21 protein-coding genes are annotated in these 24,735 nt (G+C 66.5%); 8 read left to right on the top strand and 13 right to left on the bottom strand.

Annotated elements, in window-relative coordinates:
- The first annotated feature begins 2 nt into the window (after nucleotides 1–2).
- Complete coding sequence (gene dinB / locus AC4ELH_RS06870) at nucleotides 3–1,238, top strand: DNA polymerase IV (RefSeq protein ID WP_498883594.1); 1,236 nt, start codon at nucleotides 3–5, stop codon at nucleotides 1,236–1,238.
- 14 nt (nucleotides 1,239–1,252) lie between these two features.
- On the opposite strand, the gene AC4ELH_RS06865 is transcribed toward dinB, so the two are convergent.
- Nucleotides 1,253–1,684 (bottom strand): hypothetical protein, encoded by a 432-nt coding sequence (locus tag AC4ELH_RS06865; protein WP_463806114.1) that lies wholly within the window; start codon nucleotides 1,682–1,684, stop codon nucleotides 1,253–1,255.
- A 163-nt stretch (nucleotides 1,685–1,847) separates the two neighbouring features.
- On the opposite strand from AC4ELH_RS06865, the gene AC4ELH_RS06860 reads away from it, so the two are divergent.
- Nucleotides 1,848–2,138 (top strand): YiaA/YiaB family inner membrane protein, encoded by a 291-nt coding sequence (locus AC4ELH_RS06860; RefSeq protein ID WP_064883028.1) that lies wholly within the window; start codon nucleotides 1,848–1,850, stop codon nucleotides 2,136–2,138.
- On the opposite strand, the gene AC4ELH_RS06855 is transcribed toward AC4ELH_RS06860, so the two are convergent.
- Complete coding sequence (locus tag AC4ELH_RS06855) at nucleotides 2,127–3,134, bottom strand: PHP domain-containing protein (RefSeq protein ID WP_064882999.1); 1,008 nt, start codon at nucleotides 3,132–3,134, stop codon at nucleotides 2,127–2,129. The two genes, AC4ELH_RS06860 and AC4ELH_RS06855, sit on opposite strands and share 12 nt — an antisense overlap.
- 9 nt (nucleotides 3,135–3,143) lie before the next feature.
- Nucleotides 3,144–3,521 (bottom strand): thiol-disulfide oxidoreductase DCC family protein, encoded by a 378-nt coding sequence (locus AC4ELH_RS06850; RefSeq protein WP_135361336.1) that lies wholly within the window; start codon nucleotides 3,519–3,521, stop codon nucleotides 3,144–3,146.
- Nucleotides 3,522–3,624: 103 nt separating this feature from the next.
- On the opposite strand from AC4ELH_RS06850, the gene AC4ELH_RS06845 reads away from it, so the two are divergent.
- On the top strand, nucleotides 3,625–5,241 hold the full coding sequence (locus AC4ELH_RS06845) for a SulP family inorganic anion transporter (protein WP_448446082.1): 1,617 nt from the start codon (nucleotides 3,625–3,627) through the stop codon (nucleotides 5,239–5,241).
- Here the strand turns inward: AC4ELH_RS06845 and AC4ELH_RS06840 are convergent.
- Nucleotides 5,234–6,580 carry an NAD-dependent succinate-semialdehyde dehydrogenase gene (locus AC4ELH_RS06840; RefSeq protein WP_448446080.1) on the bottom strand — a complete coding sequence of 449 codons (1,347 nt, stop codon included), beginning with the start codon at nucleotides 6,578–6,580 and terminating at the stop codon, nucleotides 5,234–5,236. The genes AC4ELH_RS06845 and AC4ELH_RS06840 overlap by 8 nt on opposite strands.
- Before the next feature lie 150 nt (nucleotides 6,581–6,730).
- On the opposite strand from AC4ELH_RS06840, the gene AC4ELH_RS06835 reads away from it, so the two are divergent.
- Nucleotides 6,731–7,582: an LLM class F420-dependent oxidoreductase gene (locus AC4ELH_RS06835; RefSeq protein ID WP_448446078.1), complete on the top strand. Its 852-nt coding sequence runs from the start codon at nucleotides 6,731–6,733 to the stop codon at nucleotides 7,580–7,582.
- 482 nt (nucleotides 7,583–8,064) lie between these two features.
- Here the strand turns inward: AC4ELH_RS06835 and AC4ELH_RS06830 are convergent, their stop codons facing one another.
- The 4 genes from AC4ELH_RS06830 to AC4ELH_RS06815 form a co-directional block, all read right to left on the bottom strand.
- Nucleotides 8,065–9,378, bottom strand: a complete 1,314-nt coding sequence (locus tag AC4ELH_RS06830) for a glycosyltransferase family 87 protein (RefSeq protein ID WP_448446076.1) — start codon at nucleotides 9,376–9,378, stop codon at nucleotides 8,065–8,067.
- A gap of 38 nt (nucleotides 9,379–9,416) precedes the next feature.
- Entirely contained in the window at nucleotides 9,417–10,892 is a 1,476-nt protein-coding gene (locus AC4ELH_RS06825; protein WP_055118773.1) for a glutamate synthase subunit beta, read from the bottom strand.
- Nucleotides 10,885–15,465, bottom strand: a complete 4,581-nt coding sequence (gene gltB / locus AC4ELH_RS06820; RefSeq protein ID WP_064958509.1) for a glutamate synthase large subunit — start codon at nucleotides 15,463–15,465, stop codon at nucleotides 10,885–10,887. The genes AC4ELH_RS06825 and gltB overlap by 8 nt, the downstream gene beginning before the upstream one ends.
- A gap of 394 nt (nucleotides 15,466–15,859) precedes the next feature.
- Nucleotides 15,860–17,917 carry a heavy metal translocating P-type ATPase gene (locus AC4ELH_RS06815; protein WP_448446073.1) on the bottom strand — a complete coding sequence of 686 codons (2,058 nt, stop codon included), beginning with the start codon at nucleotides 17,915–17,917 and terminating at the stop codon, nucleotides 15,860–15,862.
- A 62-nt stretch (nucleotides 17,918–17,979) separates the two neighbouring features.
- On the opposite strand from AC4ELH_RS06815, the gene AC4ELH_RS06810 reads away from it, so the two are divergent.
- Together AC4ELH_RS06810 and aqpZ are read left to right on the top strand one after the other, a co-directional pair.
- The gene (locus AC4ELH_RS06810) at nucleotides 17,980–18,780 is read left to right on the top strand and encodes a PaaI family thioesterase (protein ID WP_448446071.1); all 801 of its coding nucleotides are present in this window, start codon (nucleotides 17,980–17,982) and stop codon (nucleotides 18,778–18,780) included.
- 111 nt (nucleotides 18,781–18,891) lie between these two features.
- Nucleotides 18,892–19,665, top strand: a complete 774-nt coding sequence (gene aqpZ / locus AC4ELH_RS06805) for an aquaporin Z (protein ID WP_064883020.1) — start codon at nucleotides 18,892–18,894, stop codon at nucleotides 19,663–19,665.
- A 1-nt stretch (nucleotide 19,666) separates the two neighbouring features.
- Here the strand turns inward: aqpZ and AC4ELH_RS06800 are convergent, their stop codons facing one another.
- From AC4ELH_RS06800 to AC4ELH_RS06785, 4 genes are all read right to left on the bottom strand, one after another.
- A complete protein-coding gene (locus AC4ELH_RS06800; protein ID WP_498883588.1) occupies nucleotides 19,667–20,491 on the bottom strand; it encodes an MBL fold metallo-hydrolase in 825 nt (274 codons plus the stop codon).
- A 47-nt stretch (nucleotides 20,492–20,538) separates the two neighbouring features.
- Entirely contained in the window at nucleotides 20,539–21,090 is a 552-nt protein-coding gene (locus AC4ELH_RS06795; protein ID WP_055118784.1) for a Dps family protein, read from the bottom strand.
- A gap of 71 nt (nucleotides 21,091–21,161) precedes the next feature.
- Nucleotides 21,162–22,061 (bottom strand): DNA-3-methyladenine glycosylase family protein, encoded by a 900-nt coding sequence (locus AC4ELH_RS06790; protein ID WP_498883586.1) that lies wholly within the window; start codon nucleotides 22,059–22,061, stop codon nucleotides 21,162–21,164.
- A 9-nt stretch (nucleotides 22,062–22,070) separates the two neighbouring features.
- Entirely contained in the window at nucleotides 22,071–22,430 is a 360-nt protein-coding gene (locus AC4ELH_RS06785) for a DUF427 domain-containing protein (RefSeq protein WP_064883023.1), read from the bottom strand.
- Nucleotides 22,431–22,490: 60 nt separating this feature from the next.
- On the opposite strand from AC4ELH_RS06785, the gene AC4ELH_RS06780 reads away from it, so the two are divergent.
- Both AC4ELH_RS06780 and AC4ELH_RS06775 read left to right on the top strand, forming a co-directional pair.
- Nucleotides 22,491–23,462, top strand: coding sequence for an aldo/keto reductase (locus tag AC4ELH_RS06780; protein ID WP_498884090.1), 972 nt, complete (start codon nucleotides 22,491–22,493; stop codon nucleotides 23,460–23,462).
- A 20-nt stretch (nucleotides 23,463–23,482) separates the two neighbouring features.
- Nucleotides 23,483–23,938 (top strand): SRPBCC family protein, encoded by a 456-nt coding sequence (locus AC4ELH_RS06775; RefSeq protein WP_498883584.1) that lies wholly within the window; start codon nucleotides 23,483–23,485, stop codon nucleotides 23,936–23,938.
- A 10-nt stretch (nucleotides 23,939–23,948) separates the two neighbouring features.
- Here the strand turns inward: AC4ELH_RS06775 and AC4ELH_RS06770 are convergent.
- A partial coding sequence (locus tag AC4ELH_RS06770; protein ID WP_498883582.1) for an HNH endonuclease signature motif containing protein occupies nucleotides 23,949–24,735 on the bottom strand: 787 nt, incomplete at its 5' end.

Genomic DNA, 24,735 nt, shown 5'->3' with positions numbered 1-24,735 from the left:
ATATGTTCGTGTCCGATGCCGTTCGATCCCGATTGCCTGCTCCGCAGGCGGCGGCGATCCTGCACGCTGATCTCGACTCGTTCTACGCATCGGTCGAGCAGCGCGACGATCCGGCGCTGCGGGGCCGCCCGGTGATCGTCGGCGGCGGCGTGGTGCTGGCGGCCAGTTACGAGGCCAAGGCGTTCGGGGTCCGCACGGCGATGAGCGGTGGTCAGGCCCGGACGCTGTGCCCGCAAGCCATCGTCGTGCCGCCGCGGATGTCGGCGTATTCGGAGGCCAGCGGGCACGTGTTCGAGGTCTTTCACGACACCACGCCGGTGGTCGAGCCACTGTCGGTGGACGAGGCGTTTCTCGACGTGTCCGGGTTGGGGCGGGTGTCCGGCACTCCGGTGGAGATCGCCCGACGGCTGCGCGAGCAGATCAGCGAGCAGGTGGGCCTGCCCATCACTGTCGGCATCGCACGCACCAAATTCCTGGCCAAGGTGGCCAGCCAAGTGGCCAAACCGGATGGGCTGCTGTTGGTCCCGCCCGATCGCGAACTGGCGTTCCTGCATCCGTTGCCGGTGCGCCGGCTGTGGGGTGTGGGCGCCAAGACGGCCGAGAAGCTCCATGCCCACGGGATCGAGACCGTCGCCGATGTGGCCGAGCTGCCCGAGTCTGCTCTGCGGCCCATGGTCGGCGGTGCGATGGCGCGACAGCTGTATGCGTTGTCGCGCAACATCGACCGACGCCGGGTGACGACAGGGGTCCGGCGCAGTTCGGTCGGCGCCCAACGTGCGCTCGGCCGGCGCGGCAATACGATGTCGGCCGCGGAGGTGGATGTCGTGGTGGTCAACCTCGTCGACCGCATCACCCGCAGGATGCGCGGGGCCGGCCGGACCGGACGCACCGTCGTATTACGTTTGCGCTTCGATGATTTCGGCCGGGCCACCCGGTCGCACACCCTGCCCCGGGCTACCGCATCAACTGACGCGGTCCTGGCCGCGGCCCGCGCACTGGTGACGGCCGCAGCTCCCGTGATCGCCGAGCGCGGGCTCACACTGATCGGGTTCGCGGTATCCAACATCGACCACCAGGGCAGCCAGCAGTTGGAGCTGCCTTTCGACTCGGAACCCGATCCGGTCGCGATCGACGGCGCCATCGATGAGGTGCGGCAGCGGTTCGGTAACGCGATGCTGACCCGCGGTGTGCTGGTCGGACGTGATCCGGGCCTGGAGATGCCGACGCTGCCCTACTAGAAGAGTTGCGCGTGCTAAAAGAACTGTCCGGCAATGAATCCCGCGAGCAGCACGGCGAACCCACCGATCTCGCCGACGATGAGGGCGATCATCCCGGCGTGCAGTGATGTGGTGGGCTTCTCGAACTGGTTGGTGGTGTCGCGCTTGGCACCGTGCTCGATGTAGGCGGCGATGGCGACGACGAAGAACAGCACGAGCACCATGGCTGCGGCGAGGTTCACCCACGTGGGCCAGGCGCTGAGTTCGACGAAGACCGCGACCAGCAGCGTCGCGAAGGAGTACAGCAGCGCGGCCCGGTGGGCGATGTCGACGTACGGGTGGGCCAGGTGATTCTCGCTGGTGGCCATCTGCCGGTACTTCCACACCCCGAGCACCAGGGCCAGCAGGAAGATCAGGCCGGCGGCGAGCAGGGTGATGACGGTGTCGATGCCGAGTTCCGCGTGCATCGCGTGAGTTTACGAGCCTGTCGAATTCGGCCGGTCACCCGCAGTGCGGTATTGGACCGAGGATCGTCCGCCGATGTGCTGCGGCCGTGGCAACGGAACTGAGCATGAAATCTGAGTAATGTCCCCCATCCGCCGCACCCCGGACTACGACAAGCTGCGAGACATGAACGCTTTCAACGACTCCTCCAGGGTCACCGCCGCATTCTTCCTCCAGGCCGCCATCGCTTTCGGGGCCAGCTTTCTCGGTCTGCTCGGCGGGGTCCTGTTCCTGCCCCTGGACCTGTGGCAGCGCCTGTTCCTGGCGATGACGGTCCTATTCCTCGTGACGAGCTCGTTCACCCTGGCCAAGGTGATCCGCGATCAACAGGAAGCCACCACCATCCGGGTCCGGCTCGATGAGGCCAGGATGGAAAAGCTGATCGCCGAACACAATCCGTTCACCTCAGCCGCCTGAGGCCCACTCCAGCAGTTCGTCGGCGGGCCAGGTGTTGACGATGCGCTCGATCGGTACCTCGGCGTCCAGGGCGCGCTGGGCCCCGTAGCCGAGAAAATCCAGCTGGCCGGGTGCGTGTGCATCGGTGTCGATACTGAACACGCAGCCGATCTCCAGCGCCATCGTCAGCAGCCGGGTCGGCGGGTCGCGCCGCTCCGGACGGGAATTGATCTCGACGGCCGTGCCGTGTTCGAGGCAGGCCGTAAAGACTTTCTCGGCATCGAATTTCGACTCGGGCCGCATGCCGCGGCCGCCGGTGACCAGGCGTCCGGTGCAGTGCCCCAGCACATCTGTGTGCGGATTCGAGACGGCCTTGACCATTCGCCGGGTCATGGCTTCCGAGTCCATCGCCAGCTTCGAGTGCACGCTTGCCACCACCACGTCCAGGCGTTCCAGCAGTTCGGGTTCCTGGTCCAGCGATCCGTCTTCGAGGATGTCGACTTCGATCCCGGTCAGGATCCGCATCGGGGCCACAGCCTCGCGTAGGTCCTCGATGACGTCGAGCTGCTCACGCAGCCGGTCCGGGGACAGCCCGTTGGCGATCTTGAGCCGTGGCGAGTGGTCGGTCAGCGCGCAGTACTCGTGTCCGAGGTCGCGCGCGGCCAGCATCATCTCCTCGATCGGAGCGGATCCGTCCGACCAGTTGGAGTGCACGTGCAAGTCTCCCCGGAGTGCGGCCCGCACCTCTGCACCCCCGAGATCGACAGCCGCCTCACGTAATTCGGCGAGGGTGTCGGGCTCCCGGCCGGCCCAGGCCTGGGCGATCACCTTCGCCGTCTTGGGCCCCACCCCTGGCAACGACTGCCAACCGTTCGTCGCGCCGAGGCGTTCCCGTTGCGCATCGGACAGCGCCTCGACGATGTCGGCGGCATTGCGGTAGGCCATCACCCGCCGCGGGTCCTCCCGGGCGCGATCCTTGTAGTACGCGATCTGACGTAGTGCGGTCACCGGGTCCATGGGCACTGCTCAGCAGTCCCCCGGCCGCGCCGCGCAGTGCGGCGTGGTGCCCGGGAACCGGTAGCGATGCGTCGCGACCCAGCGGTAGACCGCGTTCTGCAGTTGACGTACCCCCGGCACCCGGTACACGCGCAACGGAATCCTGGTGCCGAACCCGGCCGAGACGGCGGCGTTGATCGCTTCGGCGCCGCGGTACACCTCGCCCGAGGAGTCCTGCCACCATGCCGCTTCGAGCATCTGATCGGCCGGCACCCCGAGCCGGTCAGCGGTGCCGGCGGCCTGAAATGGCGCGGTCCGCAGATCGCCGGTGCGCTGCCGGCTCGTCAGAGCGTTCACGCTGCGGGTACACATGCCACAGTTGCCGTCGAAGTACAGGACGCCGTTCATACCTCCAGTGTGCCCGCATCGGGACGTGCATTTGCGCCCTATGACGGGCAGCCCTACAGTGGATTGAGATATTCTTCAATCCATCAATTCGTCAGGTCCCACCATGTCTCGGCTACTGCCCAACCGCGGCGACTACACCGAACTGCCGCGCTCGTGGCGCCGCGACATCCTCGCCGGGGTGACCGTCGGCGTGGTGGCACTGCCGTTGGCGTTGGCTTTCGGGATCAGCTCGGGGGTGGGAGCCGCCGCAGGGTTGGTCACGGCAGTGGTGGCGGGCCTGGTCGCGGCGGTGTTCGGCGGTTCGCACGTGCAGGTGTCCGGCCCGACAGGAGCGATGGCGGTGGTCCTCGCGCCGATCGTCGCGCAACACGGACTCGGCAGCATCGCACTGGTGACAGTGGTGGCGGGGCTGGTGGTGCTGGCCGCAGGCGTCACCGGCCTGGGCCGGGCGGTGACGTTCATCCCGTGGCCGGTGATCGAGGGGTTCACCCTGGGCATCGCGATGATCATCTTCCTGCAGCAGGTCCCCGCCGCATTCGCCCAACAGGCACCCGCCGGCGAGCGCACGCTGCCCGCCGCGATCACGGTGATCGCCCAGGCAGAGTGGACAGCCGCAGCGAAAACCCTTGGGGTGGTTGGGGTTGTCGCGCTCCTGATGGTCGCGCTCCCCCGCCTGCACCGCGCCATTCCGGAATCCCTGACAGCGGTCATCGTGGTCACCGTGCTGGTCAGCATCCTCCACATCCCGGTGGCCGCGATCGGTGAGTTGCCGTCGCATCTGCCCGCCCCGGTGTTCCCCCACGCCGATCTGGGCGCCTTGCGCACCCTGCTCGGCGCGGCACTGGCCATTGCCGCGCTGTCGGCCATCGAATCGCTGCTCTCCGCGCGGGTTGCGGCCACGATGTCACCGACCGGACCGTACGACCCCGACCGCGAGTTGGTCGGGCAGGGTTTGGCGTCAGTGGCTTCGGGTGTTTTCGGCGGCATGCCCGCAACGGGCGCGATCGCGCGCACCGCGGTCAACGTCCGGGCCGGCGCCCGAACACGCGTCGCGGCGATCGTGCACTCACTGGTGCTGCTCGGTGTGGTCTATCTGGCGACCGGACCGGTCTCGACCATTCCACTCGCCGCGCTGGCCGGAGTGCTGATGGTGACGTCGTTCCGGATGATCTCGGCGGGCACGGTCCGAAAGATCCTGCGCTCCACCCGTTCCGATGCGCTGACTTTCGTTCTGACCGCGGTGGTGACCGTGTGCTTCGACCTGATCGAGGCGGTCGAGATCGGCATTGTCGTCGCCGCATTCTTCGCGTTGCGTTCCGTGGCGCGGCGCAGCAGCGTGGTTCGAGAGGAACTTCCCGGTCCGCAGCTACCCGGCGACGACGAGATCGCGCTACTGAGGCTCGACGGTGCGATGTTCTTCGGTGCCGCCGAACGTATTTCGAGCGCGATCGTGGACGCCGAACATCCACACACTTCCGTCGTCATCATCCGGATGTCGCAACTCGGCATGCTCGACGCCACCGGCGCACACACCCTCGCGGAGATCGCCACCGAACTGGAGTCACGCGGGATCACGGTGATCATCAAGGGTGTTCGACCCGAACACGCCGAGTTGTTGGCCAACGTCGGCGTGTTCGAGTCACTACGGCACGAGAACCACCTGCTCGATTCGCTGGACGATGCGATCGCGCATGCGCGAACGCACGTCAGCGTCAGGTGACCGTACGGATCAGCTTCTTGTTGACGAACTCGTCCATGCCGAACCTGCCGAGCTCGCGCCCGAAACCGGACCGCTTGATGCCGCCGAACGGCAACTCGGCCCCTTCGGCACCGACCGCGTTGACGAACACCATGCCCGCATCGATCCGGTCGGCCACGCGGGCGGCCTGATCGGCATCGGTGGTGAAGACGTAGGAACCCAATCCGAACGGGGTGTCGTTGGCGATCTCGACGGCCTCGTCTTCCGAACCGGCCTTGTACACCACGGCCACCGGGCCGAACAGCTCCTGGCGGTAGGCGTCGTTGTCCTCGGTCACTCCGGTGAGAACGGCAGGCGGATAGAACGCACCGCGGCGCTCACCTGCCGACTTGAGCTCGGCACCCTGCGCGACGGCGTCCTTGACCTGCTGTTCGAGCCTTTCGGCGGCCAGTTCCGAGGACAGCGGGGCGATCCCGTCGGCGGCCGCCAGCAGCTTGTCGGTGAACTTGGTCAGGAAGTCGTCGTAGATGTCCTCGGCGACGATGAACCGCTTGGCGGCGTTGCAGGCCTGCCCCGTGTTCTCCATCCGCCCCTCGACGGCGGCTTCCACCGTCGCGTCGAGATCGTCGGTGGACAGCAGGATGAACGGGTCGGACCCGCCGAGTTCCAGCACGCACTTCTTGAGATTGCGGCCGGCGATCTCGGCCACTGCCGCACCGGCCCGTTCGGAACCCGTCAGTGACACCGCGGCCACCCGGGGGTCGGCGATGATCTCGGCAACCTGGTCGTTGGTGGCACGGATGTCGACGTAGGCGCCTTGCGGGAGCCCGGCCTCCAGGAAGATCAGCTGCAGCAGTTCGGCGGATTCGGGGCACTGCGGAGCGTGCTTGAGCAGAATTGTGTTGCCCACGATCAGGTTTGGGCCGGCGAAGCGGGCGACCTGGTAGTAGGGGTAGTTCCACGGCATGATCCCGAGCAGCACACCGACGGGACCTCGCTTGACCACCGCGTTGCCCTCGCCCTCAAGCAGGGGAATCTCCTCGTCGGCGAGGAACTTCTCGGCGTTGTCGGCGTAGTACTGGTAGATGGCGGCGCTGAAGTCGACCTCGCCCAGGGCCTGGTCGCGCGGCTTGCCCATCTCTCGGACGATGACGTCGGCGAGTTGCTCGCGACGCTGCTCGTGCAGGGCGGCGACCTTACCGATGAGCGCGGCCCGCTCGGCCACCGTGGTGGTACGTGCCCAGGTGCGGCCGGTCTTGGCGGCAGCTTCGATGGCGGCCTGGACCTCGGCGTCGGTCGAGGTCGGGTAGGTGGCGACCACCTTTGCGGTCGCCGGATCGGTGACTGCGTACTCGCTCATGTCTACTCCCAGATGGTCTGATCGCGTGATTCCGCATATTTCCCTGCCTGAGACTACCGATTGCGGCGTCCAAATGGCACCGAAGATACGGAATCAGCATTGACCGGTTCGTCCGGAATGAATGCTGCGACGGGACTAGTTTCTGAAGGCGTGCGCTTCGCCTTCAAAACATCCCCGCAGAACACGACCTGGGCCGACATGCTTGCCATCTGGAAAGCGGCCGACACGATCGACGTCTTCGAATCCGGCTGGACGTTCGACCACTTCTATCCGATCTTCTCCGACTCGTCGGGCCCCTGCCTCGAGGGCTGGACGACGCTGACCGCGCTCGCCCAGGCCACCGAGCGGTTGCGCGTCGGAGTGCTCGTCACCGGTATCCACTACCGCCATCCCGCCGTGTTGGCGAATATGGCCTCGGCACTCGACATCGTCTCCAACGGCCGCCTCGAGCTCGGCATCGGCGCCGGCTGGAACGAAGAGGAATCGGGTGCCTACGGAATCGAATTGGGCTCGATCAAGGAACGCTTCGACCGGTTCGAGGAGGCCTGCGAGGTCCTGAAAGGACTGCTGACACAGGACACGACGACGTTCGACGGCAAGTTCTACCAACTCAAGGATGCCCGCAACGAGCCCAAGGGCCCGCAGCAGCCGCATCCGCCGTTCTGCATCGGCGGCAGTGGCGAGAAGCGCACGCTGCGCATCACCGCGAAGTACGCCGATCACTGGAATTTCGTAGGCGGTCCACCCGAGGAGTTCGCCCGCAAGCGCGATGTGCTGGCCGCGCATTGCGCCGATCTCGGCCGCGACCCCAAGGAGATCACCCTGTCGGCGCACGTGCGGCTGGGTCCGGACCACGATGTCGCGAAGGTCGTCGACGAGGCGGCGGCGCTGGGCGCCGAGGGCCTGGATCTGGCGATCATCTATCTGCCGCCGCCCTACGATCCGGCCGTGCTGGAACCGTTGGCCGAGGCAGCCAGGGACTCAGGTCAGCTCACCGTCTGACACAAACAGCTACGCCCTCGGACCGGCGCTTTTGCGTCGATTCGAGGGCGTCGTGCGCTGTGACGGATACCCGTCAGAAACCGAAGCGAAGTAGCTCGTCCGCCGTGGCCAGGCGCTCGTTCTTGGCCGGGAACTCACGGCTCTTCATCGGATGACGGAACAATGACCAGGCAATACGACCCATCCGTGACCGACTGATCGGGTTGATGTACACGGTGAACACTCCTGCGAATTACTGGTTGCTGTACCCGTAGTTCTACGTTACCGCAGCACTCTCACCACGTCATTAAATACCCGCCGTCCGGCAAACTGGGCGAGGCACGCCGCAAAAACATCAGATGTTTCTAATGAGACTAATGGGGCGATTGAGGCGACCGAACGGCTCCTTTTCGAGATGTGGATCACATTTCGTCGCTGGTCAAGCCATCTACGTGCTGTGATGCAGGTCACGACAGTTAATTAAGAAATCTCTCAAATTTGCCTTACTGGGCCCGCGCCAACTCCTCGTCGAGGAACTCCGGCGGGTAGTCGTCGAGGTCGTCTGAGGTCATGGCGATCTCGTCGGGATCGTCCGGCTCCGGCGGCGTGCTCAGCCGCAACCAACTGACCGCCGCGATCACGAAGCATCCGAACACCAGTGGATACCACCCGCTGGCGAGCTGGCCGGTCCAGAAGCGCCGCAGGTCCAGGAAATTCCAGTACACCCCGCTGAAGTACATGGTGGTGTGACTGCGGCCTGGCCGGTGCAGCGTCCACATGAAGGTCAAGGCGAGCAGCCCGGCAGCCCGGTACGCCCAGCCACGGGCCCACCGGCCCTGCGTCGTACACGCCTTCGCGACGAGCCAGAAGATCGCGGGGGCGAACCACACCCAGTGCGCCGCCCAACTGAACGGCGACACCGCGCAACCGGTCAAGCCCACCAGCACGACGGCCAGTGCTTGTTCGCCTCGTCGGTGCGCCCACGCCGCGATGGCCATGCACGCCGCGAGTACCAGCAGGCTCACCACGATCCACAGCCACTCCGGCCGCGGGTTCGGCGCGAAGTACCGGGCCAGAAATCCGTTGATCGACTGGTTGGCCAGGTGATCGATCGAGCTGATGTGGGCGGTGTCGCCGAGGTGAGTCCAGAACCAGGCGCTGTCTTTCGGCAGCAGTGGCCAGGTGAGCCCCGCCGTCGCGACAAAGGTGATCGCGGCCGTGGCCGAGGCCCGCCACTGCCGGGTGAGCAACAGGTACGGGAGGAACACCAACGGGGTGAGCTTGATGCCGGCGGCGACACCCAGCCCGATCCCCCGCCATCGGGACTGATCCGGTCGCAGCAGGTCGAGCACCACTATCGCCATGAGCAGGACATTGATCTGTCCCCACCACAGCGTGGCCTGCACCGGTTCGACATCCACGGCGATCACCGCGAGCGCTGCGCTCATCACGCCGAGCCGCAGATCGGCGCGGATTCCGGCCAGTCGCAGGATCCGCCACGCGATGAGCGCCAACAAGCAGATCGAGAGCGCCAGCAGAACGTACTTGGCGACGTCGAAACCGAGCCAGGCGAACGGTGCCAGGACGAAGGTCGCGAACGGCGGGTAGACGAACCAGGCGCCACGCAGCGCCGGTTCCTGGTAGAGGCTCCTGCCGTCCCAGGAAGCGTGCACGCCGGCGCGGTAGGTGTCGAGGTCGAAGTTGTTCTCGGTCAACCCGAAGAAATGGGTCCCGAACGGCACCAGGTGGTTGTGCACCACCACCGCCAGGACAGCCACAACTACTGCACCTACGACGACGCGACGTCGCAGCCTCACCTCTCCACCCCCCGGTTGGCGAGTCGAAACGCGGAAACCTAGCGCTGCGGCGCTGCCGTCGGCTTGATCACCACCGGCAGAGCGGTCTTGCCCATGAGGTAGCGGTCGACACCAGCGGCGGCGGCCCGGCCCTCGGCAATCGCCCACACGATCAGCGACTGTCCACGGCCCATGTCACCGGCGACGAAGACGCCGGGCACCGAACTCTGGAAGTTCTCGTCGCGGGAGACGTTGCCACGGTCGGTCAGCTCGACACCGAGCTTGCTCAGCAGGCCTTCCTTCTCCGGTCCGACGAAGCCCATGGCGAGCAGCACCAGGTCGGCCTTGAGCTCGAAGTCGGTCCCTTCGACCTTCTCGAACTTGCCGGCATTCATCTTGACCTCGTGCGCACGCAGGCCGGTGACACGACCGTCGGCGCCGGTGAATTCCTCGGTGTTGACCGAGAACACGCGCTCGCCGCCCTCTTCGTGAGCCGAGGAAACCCGGAACATCAGCGGGTAGGTCGGCCACGGGGTCGAGTCCGCGCGGGTCTCCGGCGGGCGCGGCATGATCTCGAACTGGTGGATGCTGGCCGCACCCTGCCGGTGCGAGGTGCCCAGGCAGTCCGCTCCGGTGTCGCCACCGCCGATGATGATGACGTGCTTGTCCTTGGCGGTGATCGGCGGCTGGCCGTTCTCGTCGAGGACTGAAACATCCAAGTCGCCCGAGGCAAATCGGTTGGCCCATGGCAGGAATTCCATGGCCTGGTGGATGCCGTCGAGCTCGCGGCCCGGGATCGGCAGGTCACGCCATGCGGTGGCACCCCCGGCCAACACGACTGCGTCGTAGTTCAGCCGCAGCTGCGCCACGGTGATGTCGACGCCGACGTTGACGCCGGGCCGGAACTGGGTGCCTTCGGCCGCCATCTGCTCCAGACGGCGGTCGATGTGGCGCTTTTCCATCTTGAACTCGGGGATGCCGTAGCGCAGCAGGCCGCCGATGCGGTCGGCGCGCTCGAACACCGTGACGGTGTGACCGGCGCGCGTGAGCTGCTGGGCGGCGGCCAGTCCGGCGGGTCCGGACCCGACGACGGCGACCTTCTTGCCGGTCTGCACGTCGGGCATCTTGGGGACAACCCAGCCCTGGTCGAAGGCGTTGTCGATGAGCTCGACCTCGACCTGCTTGATGGTCACCGGATCCTGGTTGATGCCAAGGACACAGGACGCCTCACACGGGGCGGGGCACAGCCGTCCGGTGAACTCCGGGAAGTTGTTGGTGGCGTGCAGCCGCTCGATCCCGTCGCGCCACCGGTCCTTGTAGACCAGGTCGTTCCACTCGGGGATCAGGTTCCCCAGCGGGCAGCCGTTGTGGCAGAAAGGGATACCGCAGTCCATGCATCGTGATGCCTGGTCCCGCAGCTTGTCGTGGGAGAAGTCCTCGTAAACCTCTTTCCAGTCCTTCAGGCGCAGCGGAACCGGCCTGCGGGTCGGGAGTTCCTTCGAGGTGTGCTTGAGGAAACCGCGCGGATCAGCCATTGGCGGCCGCCATGATCGCCTCGTTGACATTCTCGCCGGCCTGTTCGGCGGCGGCGATTGCGGCCAACACACGCTTGTAGTCGCGCGGCATGACCTTCACAAAGTGCTTCAACTCGTTAACCCAATCAGACAGGACCCGTTGTCCCACAGCCGAATCGGTTGCGTCGACGTGGGCGGTGAGGATGCCCTTCAACCATTCGGCGTCCGAGGCCTCCATGGCCTCCAGCTCCACCATCTCGGTGTTCAGGTTCTCGCCCAGCACGCCAGCCGGGTCGTAGACGTAGGCGACACCGCCGGACATGCCCGCCGCGAAGTTGCGGCCGGTGGGTCCGAGGATGACGACCTTGCCGCCGGTCATGTACTCGCAACCGTGGTCGCCCACGCCCTCGACGACCGCGTGGGCGCCGGAGTTACGGACCGCGAACCGCTCGCCGACCTGGCCGCGCAGGAACGCCTCGCCGCTGGTGGCGCCGAACAGTGCCACGTTGCCGGCGATGATGTTGTCCTCGGCGGCGAAGTCGGCCGGTGCCTCGTCGGCGGGGCGGACCACGATCCGGCCACCCGACAGACCCTTGCCGACATAGTCGTTGGCGTCGCCGTAGACCCTCAGCGTCATGCCCTTCGGGACGAACGCGCCGAAGCTGTTGCCCGCGGAGCCGTCGAACGTGATGTCGATCGTGCCGTCCGGAAGCCCTTGCCCGCCATAGGCCTTGGTGACCTCGTGGCCGAGCATGGTGCCCACGGTGCGGTTGACGTTGGTGATCTTTGTCGAAAAACGGACGGGCGAAGCGGAATCCAGGGCCTCGCGGCTCTGGGTGATCAGCTGCTGATCGAGTGCCTTGTCCAGACCGTGGTCCTGCCGCGAGCTGCAGTACAGGTCCTGGTTCATGAACGCCGACTCGGGTTCGTAGAGCACCGGCGTCAGGTCCAGCTTGTGGGCCTTCCAGTGCTCGGCGGCCTTGGTGGTGTCCAGTGCACCGACCTGGCCGACCATCTCGTTGACGGTCCGGAAGCCCAACTGCGCCATGAGTTCACGGACTTCTTCGGCGATGAACATAAAGAAGTTCTCGACGAACTCGGGCTTGCCGTTGAACCGCTCACGCAGCACCGGGTTCTGCGTGGCCACACCCACCGGGCAGGTGTCGAGGTGGCAGACGCGCATCATGATGCAGCCCGACACCACCAGTGGCGCGGTGGCGAAGCCGAATTCCTCGGCGCCAAGCAGCGCGGCGACGACGACGTCACGGCCGGTCTTGAGCTGACCGTCGACCTGGACCACGATGCGGTCGCGCAGGCCGTTGAGCAGCAGGGTCTGCTGCGTCTCGGCCAGGCCCAGCTCCCACGGGGCGCCGGCGTGCTTCATCGAGGTGAGCGGGGTGGCTCCGGTACCGCCGTCGTGGCCGGAGATCAGCACCACGTCGGCGTGTGCCTTGGAGACACCCGCGGCGACCGTTCCGACGCCGTTCTCGGACACCAGCTTCACGTGCACACGCGCGGCCGGGTTGGCGTTCTTGAGGTCGTGGATCAGCTGTGCCAGATCCTCGATCGAGTAGATGTCGTGGTGCGGCGGCGGCGAGATCAGGCCGACACCTGGGGTCGAGTGCCGCACCTCGGCCACCCACGGGTACACCTTGTGCCCCGGAAGCTGGCCGCCCTCACCAGGCTTCGCGCCCTGGGCCATCTTGATCTGGATGTCAGAGCAGTTGGTCAGGTAATGGCTGGTGACACCGAACCGGCCGGAGGCCACCTGCTTGATGGCGCTGCGGCGCCAGTCGCCGTTCTCCTCCGGCTCGAAGCGGTGCACGCTCTCGCCGCCTTCACCCGAGTTCGAACGTCCGCCAAGGCGGTTCATCGCGATGGCCAGCGTCTCGTGTGCCTCGGCCGAGATCGAGCCGTAGCTCATGGCACCGGTGGAGAAGCGCTTGACGATCTCGGAGGCCGGCTCGACCTCGTCGATGGAGATCGGCTGGCGGACACCGTCACGGAACTTCAGCAGACCGCGCAGCGAGGCCATCCGCTCGCTCTGGTCGTCGACCAGGGCGGTGTACTCCTTGAAGATCGAGTACTGACCGGTGCGGGTCGAGTGCTGCAGCTTGAACACCGTGTCCGGGTTGAACAGGTGGTACTCGCCCTCGCGGCGCCACTGGTACTCGCCGCCGACCTCGAGCTCGCGGTGGGCGCGCTCGTCGGGACGGTCGAGGTAGGCCAGTGAGTGGCGGGTGGCGACGTCGGCGGCGATGTCGTCGAGGTCGATGCCGCCCACTGGACAGCTCAGCCCGACGAAGTACTGGTCGAGCACGTCCTGGGAGATGCCGATGGCCTGGAACAGCTGGGCACCGGTGTAGGAGGCCAAGGTGGAGATGCCCATCTTGGACATCACCTTCAGCACGCCCTTGCCTGCGGCCTTGACGTAGTTGGCCTTGGCTTGATCACTGGTGATTCCGGCGATCACACCGCGGTCGACCATGTCCTCGATCGACTCGAAGGCCATGTACGGGTTGACGGCGGCGGCGCCGAAGCCGCACAGCATGGCCATGTGGTGCACCTCGCGGGCGTCACCGGCCTCGACCACCAGGCCGACCTTGGTGCGGGTGCGCTCGCGAACCAGGTGGTGATGCACCGCCGCGACGGACAGCAGCGACGGGATCGGCGCCATGGTCTCGTTGGATTCGCGGTCGGACAGCACGATGATTCGGGCACCCTCGCGGATGGCCTCCGACACCTTGGCGCGGACGTTGTCCAGCGCCTCTTTGAGGCCCTGGCCGCCCCGGTTGACCGGGTAGAGGCAGCGGATCACCGCGGCGCGCATGCCGTGCTTGTGGCCCCGGACCTCGTGGTCGGGGTCGACGCAGATCAGCTTGGACAGATCGGCGTTGCGCAGGATCGGCTGCGAGAGCACGATCTGCCGGCACGATTCCGGACCTGGGTTGAGCAGGTCGCCCTCGGGCCCGATCACGCCCTGCAGGCTGGTGACCACCTCTTCGCGGATGGCGTCCAGCGGCGGGTTGGTGACCTGGGCGAACAGCTGCTGGAAGTAGTCGAACAGCATCCGCGGCCGGGCCGAGAGGATGGCGACCGGCGTATCGGTGCCCATCGAACCGAGGGCTTCGGCACCGGTGCGCGCCATGGGCGCGACCAGCAGGTTCAGCTCCTCGTAGGTGTATCCGAAGATCTGCTGGCGCAGCACCACGCGGTGGTGCGGCATCCGGACGTAGTCACCCGGCGGCAGCTCGTCGAGCGGGAACAGGCCCGCCTCGATCCACTCCTGGTAGGGCTGCTCGCTGGCCAGCTGAGCCTTGATCTCCTCGTCGGAGACGATGCGGCCCTGGGCGGTGTCCACCAGGAACATCCGGCCGGGCTGCAGGCGCAGCTTCTTGACGACGGTGGACGGGTCGAGCGGAAGGACGCCGGCCTCCGACGCCATCACGACGAGGCCGTCGTCGGTCACCCAGATGCGCGAGGGGCGCAGGCCGTTGCGGTCGAGCACGGCGCCGATGACGGTGCCGTCGGTGAAGCAGACCGAGGCGGGTCCGTCCCAGGGCTCCATCAGCGAATCGTGGAACTCGTAGAAGGCACGGCGCGCGGGATCCATCGACTCGTGGCGTTCCCACGCCTCGGGGATCATCATCAGCACGGCGTGCGGCAGGCTGCGGCCACCGAGGTGCAGCAGCTCGAGCACCTCGTCGAAACGGGCGGTGTCCGATGCGCCGGGGGTACAGACGGGGACGATCTTGTCGAGTCCGTCGGTGCCGAACACGTCGGTGCGGATCAGCGCCTCACGGGCGCGCATCCAGTTCTCGTTGCCGGTGACGGTGTTGATCTCGCCGTTGTGGGCGATCCGCCGGAACGGGTGGGCCAGCGGCCACGACGGGAACGTGTTGGTGGAGAAGCGGGAGTGCACGATACCCAGCGCGCTGGTCATCCGCTCGTCCTGCAGGTCCAGGTAGAACGCCTTGAGCTGCGGCGTGGTCAGCATGCCCTTGTAGACGAAGGTCTGCCCGGACAGGCTCGGGAAGTACACCGTCTCGCGGCCGGGGCCGTCCTGGCCCGGGCCCTTGGTGCCCAACTCGTGTTCGGCGCGCTTGCGCACGACGTAGGCCTTGCGCTCCAGGTCCATGCCGGTGGCGCCGCCGATGAACAGCTGCCGGAACGTCGGCATGGCGTCGCGCGCCAGTGCGCCCAGCGATGAGTCGTCGGTCGGCACCTGGCGCCAGCCGAGCACCTTCAGGCCCTCGGCCTCGACGATCTTCTCCACGGCCTCGGCTGCCGTCGACGCGTCACGCGACGACTGCGGCAGGAAGGCGATGCCGGTGGCGTAGCTTCCGGCCTCGGGGAGTTCGAAATCGACTACCTCACGCAGGAACGCATCGGGGACCTGCAGCAGGATGCCTGCGCCATCGCCGGTGTTCGGTTCTGCGCCCTGGGCACCGCGGTGCTCCAGATTCACCAGTGCTGTGATCGCCTTGTCCACGATGTCCCGGCTGCGGCGACCATGGATGTCTGCCACCATTGCCACACCACACGCATCGTGTTCATATGCGGGGTTGTACAGCCCGACCTTGCTGGGCGCCATTCCCACCTTGCCCTTCAACACGCTTCTACGAAGAAGCCGGCTCGGCGTGGGCGCCTCCGTGCAGCACTGGACGACGGCTATGTCCCACACGCCATAAGTGGAGAAAACGATAAGGCAACTACCGTGGCAGATGCCAACTTAGCCAAGCCTAACTATACTTGCTTGGCGGCTTTGGAACACGCTCGCCGACTGATCGATAAACCAGCGAATTCCAGTGCAGCCCTTAGGATTTCATGCCAACCCCATCGAGGGCATCTCAGCCCCCGCCGGGCCCGGCAGTAGCCCCTTGCGTCAATTTAGTTTGCCATACACATCACATTGTGCCGTTATAGTGCCGTTATATCAACAATCAATATTTGCAGGAAAGCTTAGTCAGATTCTTAGAATTGCATGATCAACGTCCCGAGGCCCGCGCAACGCTGCGCACGCCGGCCTCGGGCCGTAGGTCGAGACGACGTAGCGACTGCGCATTGAGTGCCACGACAACCGTCGACGCTGACATCAGTATCGCTCCGACCGACATCGGCATTACAAAGCCCAGTGGAGCGGCCACTCCCGCAGCCAACGGCACCGAGATCAGGTTGTAACCCGCTGCCCACCAAAGGTTTTGCTTCATCTTCCGGTACGACTGCCGGGAAAGCTCGATTACCGAGAGCACCGACCGGGGATCCGAGCTGGCGAGGATGACGCCTGCCGATGCGATGGCGACGTCGGTTCCCGCGCCGATCGCGATGCCGACGTCGGCCTGGGCCAGCGCCGGCGCGTCGTTCACGCCGTCACCGACCATCGCGACGGTCAGACCTTCACCCTGCAGTTCGGCGACTTTGGCCGCCTTGTCTTCGGGCCGCACGCCGGCGAAGACCCGGTCGATACCCAGTTCTGTCGCCACCGCCGAAGCGACGGGCGCTGCGTCACCGGTGATCATCACCACTTCGATCCCGAGGTCGTGCAGCGCGTCGACGGCCTGCCGGGATTCCGGGCGCACCTCGTCGGCCAGCGCCAGCGCGCCGGCCACTTCCCCGTCGACCAGCACGTGCAGCACGGTGGCGCCGTCCCACCCGGAGGCATCCGGCAGCGCGGAGCGCCCGGCCTGGTCGAGCAATGCGGGGCCGCCGACCTGCACCCGATGCCCACCGACCATGGCACTGACACCGACCGCGGGTGACGAACTGAAGTCGCTGGCCGGCGGAATGTCGACGTTGCGGCGACGAGCCGCGTCGACGATGGCACGGGCCAGCGGGTGTTCGGAGTCGGCCTCGGCGGCCGCTGCCAGCGCCAGCACTTCGTTGTCCGGACGCTCGGTGGCCGCCATGGCGGTGACGGCCGGCTCACCCTTGGTCAGCGTGCCGGTCTTGTCGAACAGGACCGCCCCGACGGTGCGCATGGTCTCCAGCGCCAGTCGATCCTTGATCAGCACACCACCGCGGGCGGCCCGCTCGGTCGCGATGGACACCACCAGCGGGATGGCCAGGCCCAGGGCGTGCGGGCACGCGATCACCAGCACCGTGATGGTGCGGACCACGGCCTGATCAGGTTCGCCGAACAGGGTCCAGGCCAGCGCCGTCAGCACTGCCGATCCCAGGGCGAACCAGAACAGCCAGCCCGCGGCCCGGTCGGCCAGTCGCTGAGCTCGCGACGACGAGTTCATCGCCTCGCCGACCAGCCGTTGGATGCCGGCCAGGGCGGTGTCGTCGCCCACGGCCGTCACCCGGATGCGTAATCCGGAGTCGGTGGCGACAGTGCCCGCGACGACGTCGTCTCCCACGCTCCGGCGCACCGTCCGCGACTCACCGGTGACCATCGACTCGTCCATATCGGCTGCACCGTCGGTGATCCGGCCGTCGACGGGGACGCTGCCACCCGGCCGGACGATCACCAGATCACCGACCCGCAGATCCGTTGGGGGAACAGTCACCACCTGCTCGGCCTCGCCGTCACCCTCGACCCGCTCGGCCTCGTCGGGCAGCAGCGCAGCCAGCGAGTCCAGAGCGGAAGTGGTTTGCGCCAGGGAGCGCATCTCGATCCAGTGGCCCAGCAGCATGATCACGATCAGCAGCGCCAGTTCCCACCAGAAGTCCAGTTGGTGGTGCAGTACGCCGAGACTCGCGCCCCACGACGCGATGAACGCGACAGTGATCGCCAATCCGATCAGCAGCATCATTCCCGGTGCGCGCGAACGTATCTCGCTGACGGCACCGGTCAGGAAGGGCCGACCACCCCAGACGTACATGACGGTGCCGAGCACCGGGGAGATCCAGCGTGCTCCGGGGATATCCGGGATCGAATAGCCGAGGAGCATCGCGAACATCGGCGAGAGAGCCACCGTCGGCACTGCCAGAACCGCCATGACCCAGAACAGCCGGCGGAACTGGGCGACGTGGTCGCCGTGGCCGGCATGTCCCGCATGACCGGCGTGTTCGTCTTCGTGCATCGCGTGTTCGGTCGTGGTCATGTCGCTACTGTATACCCCTAGGGGGTATATGGCTACCGTGGTGGGCGTAACTGTTGACGGCGATGCACTATCCGCTGAATACCCCGTTGGGCCGCATGGGCGTACAAACCCTTGAAGAGCGCCCGGATCGCTGCGTGGCCTCCATCCCCGTCGGCGGACTACTCAATCCCCTGACGCGGGTGCCGACCATCGCTCCGCTGGCGATGCTGGTCGATCACATCGGCGGGCTGATCAACCACCTTCGCCGCAACGAAGACGAGTGGACCGTGTCCAGCGAGCTGGCCATCGAGCTCACCCCGAATGCCATAGACCTGGTCACTGCCACGCCGGATGTGCCCGTGGTGGCGACCGCCCGGCCGTTCGGCCCGAAGGGCACAGGTTCGCTGAGCCTGTCGGAGCTCACTCACGGAGACCAATTGATCGGGACCGCGACGGTGCGGTCCTTCCACATCCATGCGCCAGGGCACATCCTCGAATGGCCCACCGACTCAACCGAGGGCGCGCCACCTGCGGCACTGGAGGACCGCATGTCGGTCCAGGTCGCCGAGACCGGTGGGAGCACCGCGGTACTGCGGCAGTTGCCCGACCCCGTCATCAACAACAGCATCGGCATCGTGCATGGTGGAGTATCGGCAGCGGCGCTGGAACTCGTCGGCTCCGCGGCCCTCGGTGCCGACGCCGGCGAGCCTTGGCGGACGGCTTCGCTGCGGGTCAATTACCTGCGCCAGTTCCGTGGCGGTGACGAATCACGTTACGAGGCGCGCACGTTGCGGGTCGGACGCAGCTCAGGAGCGGTTGACGCGCAGGCCATCGGCGATGACGGCGCGGTGGCGCTGGTGGCCCGGTTGACCGCATACCGCTGATTTCCACGGCAACGTAAATTTCACTGTGCGATCAATTCGGCAACAACGACTCTGCCATCAGCTACTGGCGTGAAACCCTCCGGATGAACCACATCTACGGAGGAGTTCGCCATGAGTACGCCGAGCATGTCACATCGATTGGCAGCCGAATTCATCGGGACGTTCTGGCTGGTCCTGGGCGGTTGCGGTAGCGCGGTTTTCGCCGCGAAGTTTCTCTCCGACGGCTTCTCCGTGGGGATCGGGTTCCTCGGGGTGGCCCTCGCGTTCGGCCTGACGGTGCTGACCGGCGTCTACGCCTTCGGCACCATCTCCGGCGGGCACTTCAACCCGGCCGTCACGCTGGGTGCCGCACTGGCCCGCCGCGTCGAGTGGGTGGCCGTTTTGCCGTACTGGATTTCGCAGGTGGTGGGCGGTCTGGTGGCCGGCGTGGTGATCTATGTGATCGCCAGCGGCAAAGACGGTTGGTCTGCCACCGGGAACATGGCCGCCAACGGTTATGGCGAACACTCCCCCGGCGGATACTCACTGGCCGCGGTGCTCCTGGCCGAGGTGATCCTGACCGCGGTGTTCCTGCTGGTCATCCTCGGTTCCACCGATGACCGCGCACCGAAAGGCTTCGCCGGTCTGTCGATCGGCCTCACCCTGACGCTGATCCACCTGATCTCGATCCCGATCTCCAACACCTCGGTCAACCCGGCCCGCTCCACGGCGGTCGCGTTCTTCAACGGCAACGGCGCGCCCGCGCAGCTGTGGGCGTTCTGGCTGGCCCCACTGGTCGGTGCGGCCATCGCCGGTCTGGCCTACTCGTTCCTGTTCGGTTCCCCGGAGGCGCTGGCCGAGCGCCCGGTCCGCGAGGACACCCTGGACCAGGAGCGCACCCGCTAGATCAGGTCAGATGGTCGAATTCCCCACTGACCCAACGGATATGAGTATCAGCTGACCGGTGCACTACCTCCTTGGCGGCGCTGTCTATCTCGTCGCCGCCAAGGGTGTAGAGCCGGTCATAGTCGTACCCGTCTAGCCGATCCACGATCCGGCGCACCACCGCGGCCGACAGCGGGACGTGCTTGGGAAAGTTGCGCTGAAACGACACCCAGTTGCTGGCCAGTCCGCCGGAGATGGTGTCCCCGACCAACAGCGTGCCGTCAGCCGTCAGCGCCACCGAACTGCCCCGCATGTGACCGCCGACGTGGATCAATCGCACTCCGGGCAGCGGTTCCAGCTCCTCGGTCCACTGCGTTATCAGCGGATCGGGAGCCGGAAGCCACTCTGCGTCAAGGGCATTCACGTACACGGGCACGCCGCCGAAGGCCCTGCTCCAACTGAGTTGCGCCCCGAACATGTGGGGATGGCTGGCAGCGACGGCGTCGACACCACCGAGGCCGTGAACGAGGCCGATGATCTCGTCGTCCAGGTAGCCCGGCGCATCCCACAGCAGGTTCCCGTCCGCCGCCTGCACCACAAACGACCGGTGCCCGATGGCGAACTTGGGCGCCCGCCGCAAGCTGTGCACTCCGCGACCGTGATCGACGTGTTCGGTGTGGTGCGGTTGCGCCGCCAGTTCCTCCAGCGTCGTCCAGGTGCCATGCGGCGGTAGGTCTCCACGCTCCTCGATCGAGACGACCTCCGAGGTCAACACACAGCTGTCGGCCGGTTCGATGGCGGAATCCGGGTGTTCCACACCGCATCCCGTGCAGATCCAGGTAGGCATGACACCGAGCCTGGCACCTCAACAACTGTTGAGGTCAAGCGCGCAGCCTATGCACTCTTACGCCGCGCCTTGCCGGCGGCACCGCGCTCGGTAGGTGCGCCCTCATGGGCCAGCGTGCCCCCGGCGCTCTCCAGGTGAGCCCGGACGAACCACTGGAACTTCTCGAGTTCGGCGGCATGGTCGATGAGAACGTCCTGGGAGACAAGATCGAGTTTCTCCAACTTGTCGATCGCCTTGCGGGTGTCCTCGATCACCCCGTTGTAGACGAGGTCGAGCGCCGCGAGGTGCGCTTGCACGTTGTCACGTCCGACGGAGTAGTCGTCCCAGGTGCGGTCAGAGATGATGGCCCCCGGGGTACCCTTCGGCGATTTGCCCAGCGCAGCAATCCGTTCGGCGACCTCGTCGGCGTAGGCGCGCACCAGCGCCACCTGTGGGTCGATCATCTCGTGGACGCCGATGAAGTTCGGGCCGACGACGTTCCAGTGGACATGCTTGAGCGTCAGATGCAGGTCGTTGTACGTGCTGAGCTGCTTCTGCAAGAGCTGGGCCACTTCGTTGCCCTGCTTGTCGGTCAGACCGGGAATGGTGAACGAGGTCATTGCGGCTCCTTTCGGTTCACGATCGGTTCCGCCCCGGGGTACCCGACAACGGCGGCGCGCAATCACCCCGGCTACAGCGCGCGTAGGTTCGGAATGGCCTGACGCGCTCCGAAACGCGGATTGTGGGCCAGCCCACTGGCTTCCAACAAACGGACGGCCCGCTGCCGGTGTGGGCGCAGAGGTTCGAGCAGTTCGACCATCTCCGCATCGTCGATCGGCCGGCCGAGCAGGGTGCGTCCCACCATCGTCGCCAGGTGATAGTCGCCTACCGACAGCGCATCGGCGTCGCCGAAGGCGCGTTGCACGGTTTCTGCCGCCGTCCACTCACCGACACCGGGCAACGAGCGCAACGCCGTCACCGCCCGCTCGGCGGTGAGCCTCTCGATGGCATCGGCGCGCTGTGCACAGCCGACGATGGTGCGCGCCCGGCCCGGGTCCACGTTGGCCCGATGGAATTCCCACGACGGGATACGTCGCCACACGTCGGCGGTAGGTGGCACCCGCATCCCGTCAGGCGCCGGACCGGGCGCCGGGGCGCCGTACTTCGTCACCAACCGCCGCCAGGCTCGCCACGCATCCATGCCCGAGACCCGCTGCTCGATGATCGCGGGCACCAACGCCTCCAATACCCGGCCGCTGCGCCCGAGACGCAGGTGCGGCACGCGCCGATGCGCCTCGGCGATGGTCGGCTCGACGGGATCGAAGTCACCGGCGTGGTCGTCGGCACCCACCAGCGCCGGAAAACCGTCCAGGAACTCCGCGACACCCGGGCCCCACGCCTCGCAGTCCACGGTGTCGACGGCTGACTTGGTGATCCGTGCGGTCACCGGACCGGTTTTCATCGCGCTTACGCGCCAGATCGCGCCGTCGACACTGATCCGGTTGGTCGGGTCGTACCCGCCGCGGCGCCAGGGAGCAAGCGTCAGCCCCGGACTGGCCGGGCCTTCGAACGTGACGCTGATTGAGGGCACCGCTCCAGACTAGGCCAGGGCGATGTCGGCCTTCTGCGGGTAGAAGGCCAGGTGATCGGCTATTTCAGCGACGGCCGCGTACGGCTGCTCGTAGGTCCAGACCGCGTCCTCGACGTCGCCGACGTGGTAATAGTTCGCCTCACCCTTGTAGGGACAGTAGGTGGTGGCGGCGCTACGAGTCAGCGTTTCCCACACGACATCGGCGCGCGGAATATATTGCACGGCTGGATAAGTCGACTCCTGCAGGGTCAGGGCCGCATCGGTCTGCGCGATGATCGCGCCGCCGACGGTGACGGTGACCCGACGTCCGGTCGGGGTGATGGTGATGGGGTGGGCTGCGCTCGGCTGCAGCACCTGGCGCTCGGTCATATGCGGCACAACACCACGGCGCGGCCACCGATTCCCGGGCAGACTGGAGCGATGGGTACTTTGCAGACCGCACGGTTGGGTGACCTCGAAGTGGCGCGGATCGGTCTGGGCACGATGGGCATGTCCTTCGCCTATGGCAGCGCCGGTCGCGACGACGCCGAGTCGATCCGCACCATCCACCGGGCCATCGACCTCGGCGTCACCCTCATCGACACTGCCGAGGTGTACGGCCCTTACGCCAACGAAGTGTTGGTCGGGCAGGCACTGAAGGGTCGACGCGACAAGGTCGTGCTCGCCACCAAATTCGGGATGATCTCCCACACCGGCCGCGACGGGGCGGACAGCAGCCCGGCCAACATCCGCACCGCGGTGGAGGGGTCGCTCCAGCGCCTGGGCACCGACCACATCGACCTCTACTACCAGCACCGCCTGGACCGTTCCACGCCGATCGAGGAAACCATCGGCGTGCTGGCCGACCTCATCGCCGAGGGCAAGGTTCTCCATATCGGGTTGTCCGAGGTAGGGGTCGAGACCATCCGGCGTGCCCACGCCGTCCACCCGATCACCGCACTGCAATCGGAGTACTCGTTGTTCACCCGAGACCCCGAGGACGGAATCCTGGATATCTTGCGCGAGAAAGGTATTGGCTTCGTCGCCTACTCACCTCTCGGACGCGGCTTCCTCACCGGCCAGATCCGATCCGTCGACGACCTCGCCGACGACGACACCCGCCGCGACAACCCCCGGTTCACCGGCGAGAACTTCGCGGTGAATCTGCGGCTCGCCGACGAGGTGCGGACCATCGCCGAGGCCTCGGGAGCGACGCCAGGGCAGGTCGCGCTGGCCTGGCTGCTGTCGCGTGGCCCCGACATCGTGCCGATTCCGGGAACCAGGCGGGTCGAACGACTGGAGGAGAACATCGCGGCGGATGCGGTCACGCTGACTCCCGACCAGTTGTCCCGGCTCGACAATCTCGCCGCGCCCGCCGGCGACCATCACACCGAGGCCCAGATGCGGATGATCGACCGGTAGCCCGGGTCTACGATCGGCCCATGACCGCGCCTGTGAAAGCCACTGTGTCGATCGCTGCCGATCCCGCAGCCGTGTACGCACTCATCACCGATCTGCCCACGCTGGCCTCGCTCGCCGAGGAGGCTCATGCGATGAAGTGGCAGAAGGGCAGTTCGGCCACCCCCGGGTCAGTTTTCAAGGGTCACAACCGCAATGGCTCGAAGGCCTGGAGCACGACGTGCACCGTCACCGACGCCGAGCCCGGCAAGACGTTCGCCTTCGACGTGAAGTCCCTGGTGTTCCCGGTGGCGCACTGGCGCTACGACATCACTGCCGCCGAGGGCGGTTGCACGGTGACCGAGTCCACCTGGGACCGCCGTGCTGGCTGGTTCAAGAAGGTCGCTGGGCTGGCCACCGGGGTGCCCGACCGCGACGGCGCAAACGCCGAGCACATCCAGCTCACCCTGCAGCGGCTGAAGGAACGCGCCGAAGCTTGATCGCCCCTGCTCAGAAGGGTGGTGGTGGTCCGTTTTCTTCGGCGAGCCAGGCTTGGTAGTCGCGTTCGTAGGCGAGGTCGTTGTTGAGTTCGGCGCGCAGGCGTCGTTCTTCGGCGATGCGGTCACGTTGGTCTTGTTCGCGGGTCCGTGAGCGTTTGGGCATCTTCGCACCGCGATCGGGGTGCGGGGCTTGCGGTTCAGGGTCGGCGAGGTTGAGGTCCCCGGTCGGTTGAGCCAGAGTCGGGAACAGACCGGCACCGTGAGGTTCGGTCACATGGGTGTGTCCGGTGGGGGTGGTGAACTCGATGGTCCCGTCGGGTCGTTGGCGGTCAGACCAGCCGGGGCAGAACGTTTTCACCAAATGGTGTGCCCGGCAAAATAGTTTGGTGTTCGACGGATGCGTCGGCCCGGCGGGCCAGGGCGCGGTGTGGTCAATGTCGCAGCGTTCGGCCGGGGCATCACAACCGGGGAACCGGCACGTCAGATCGCGCCACCGGATGAACTCCGACAACGCCACCGACGGGCGGTACCGCGGCTCAGCCGCAGCGGACTCAGCTGCTTCGGCCGCATTCCCGGTGGGCATACGCACCGGTTTGACCTTGGCGGTGGCGGCCAGGTCACGCACGGACTCGGCGGGCACGATGCCGTGGCCGACCAGATACCCCGGATCATCACAAGTGCCGTTCACGGTGGATTGGTCGGCCAGCACATGCACCACCGCCGCATCCGCGGCCGCCCGCTGCTGTGCGGCCGGGCAGTCCTCGCGCCGACACAGACACGACATGCGGGATTCGAGT

The organism is Mycobacterium shunyiense, assembly GCF_058270075.1.
This window is presented reverse-complemented; position numbering and strand designations above follow the sequence as displayed.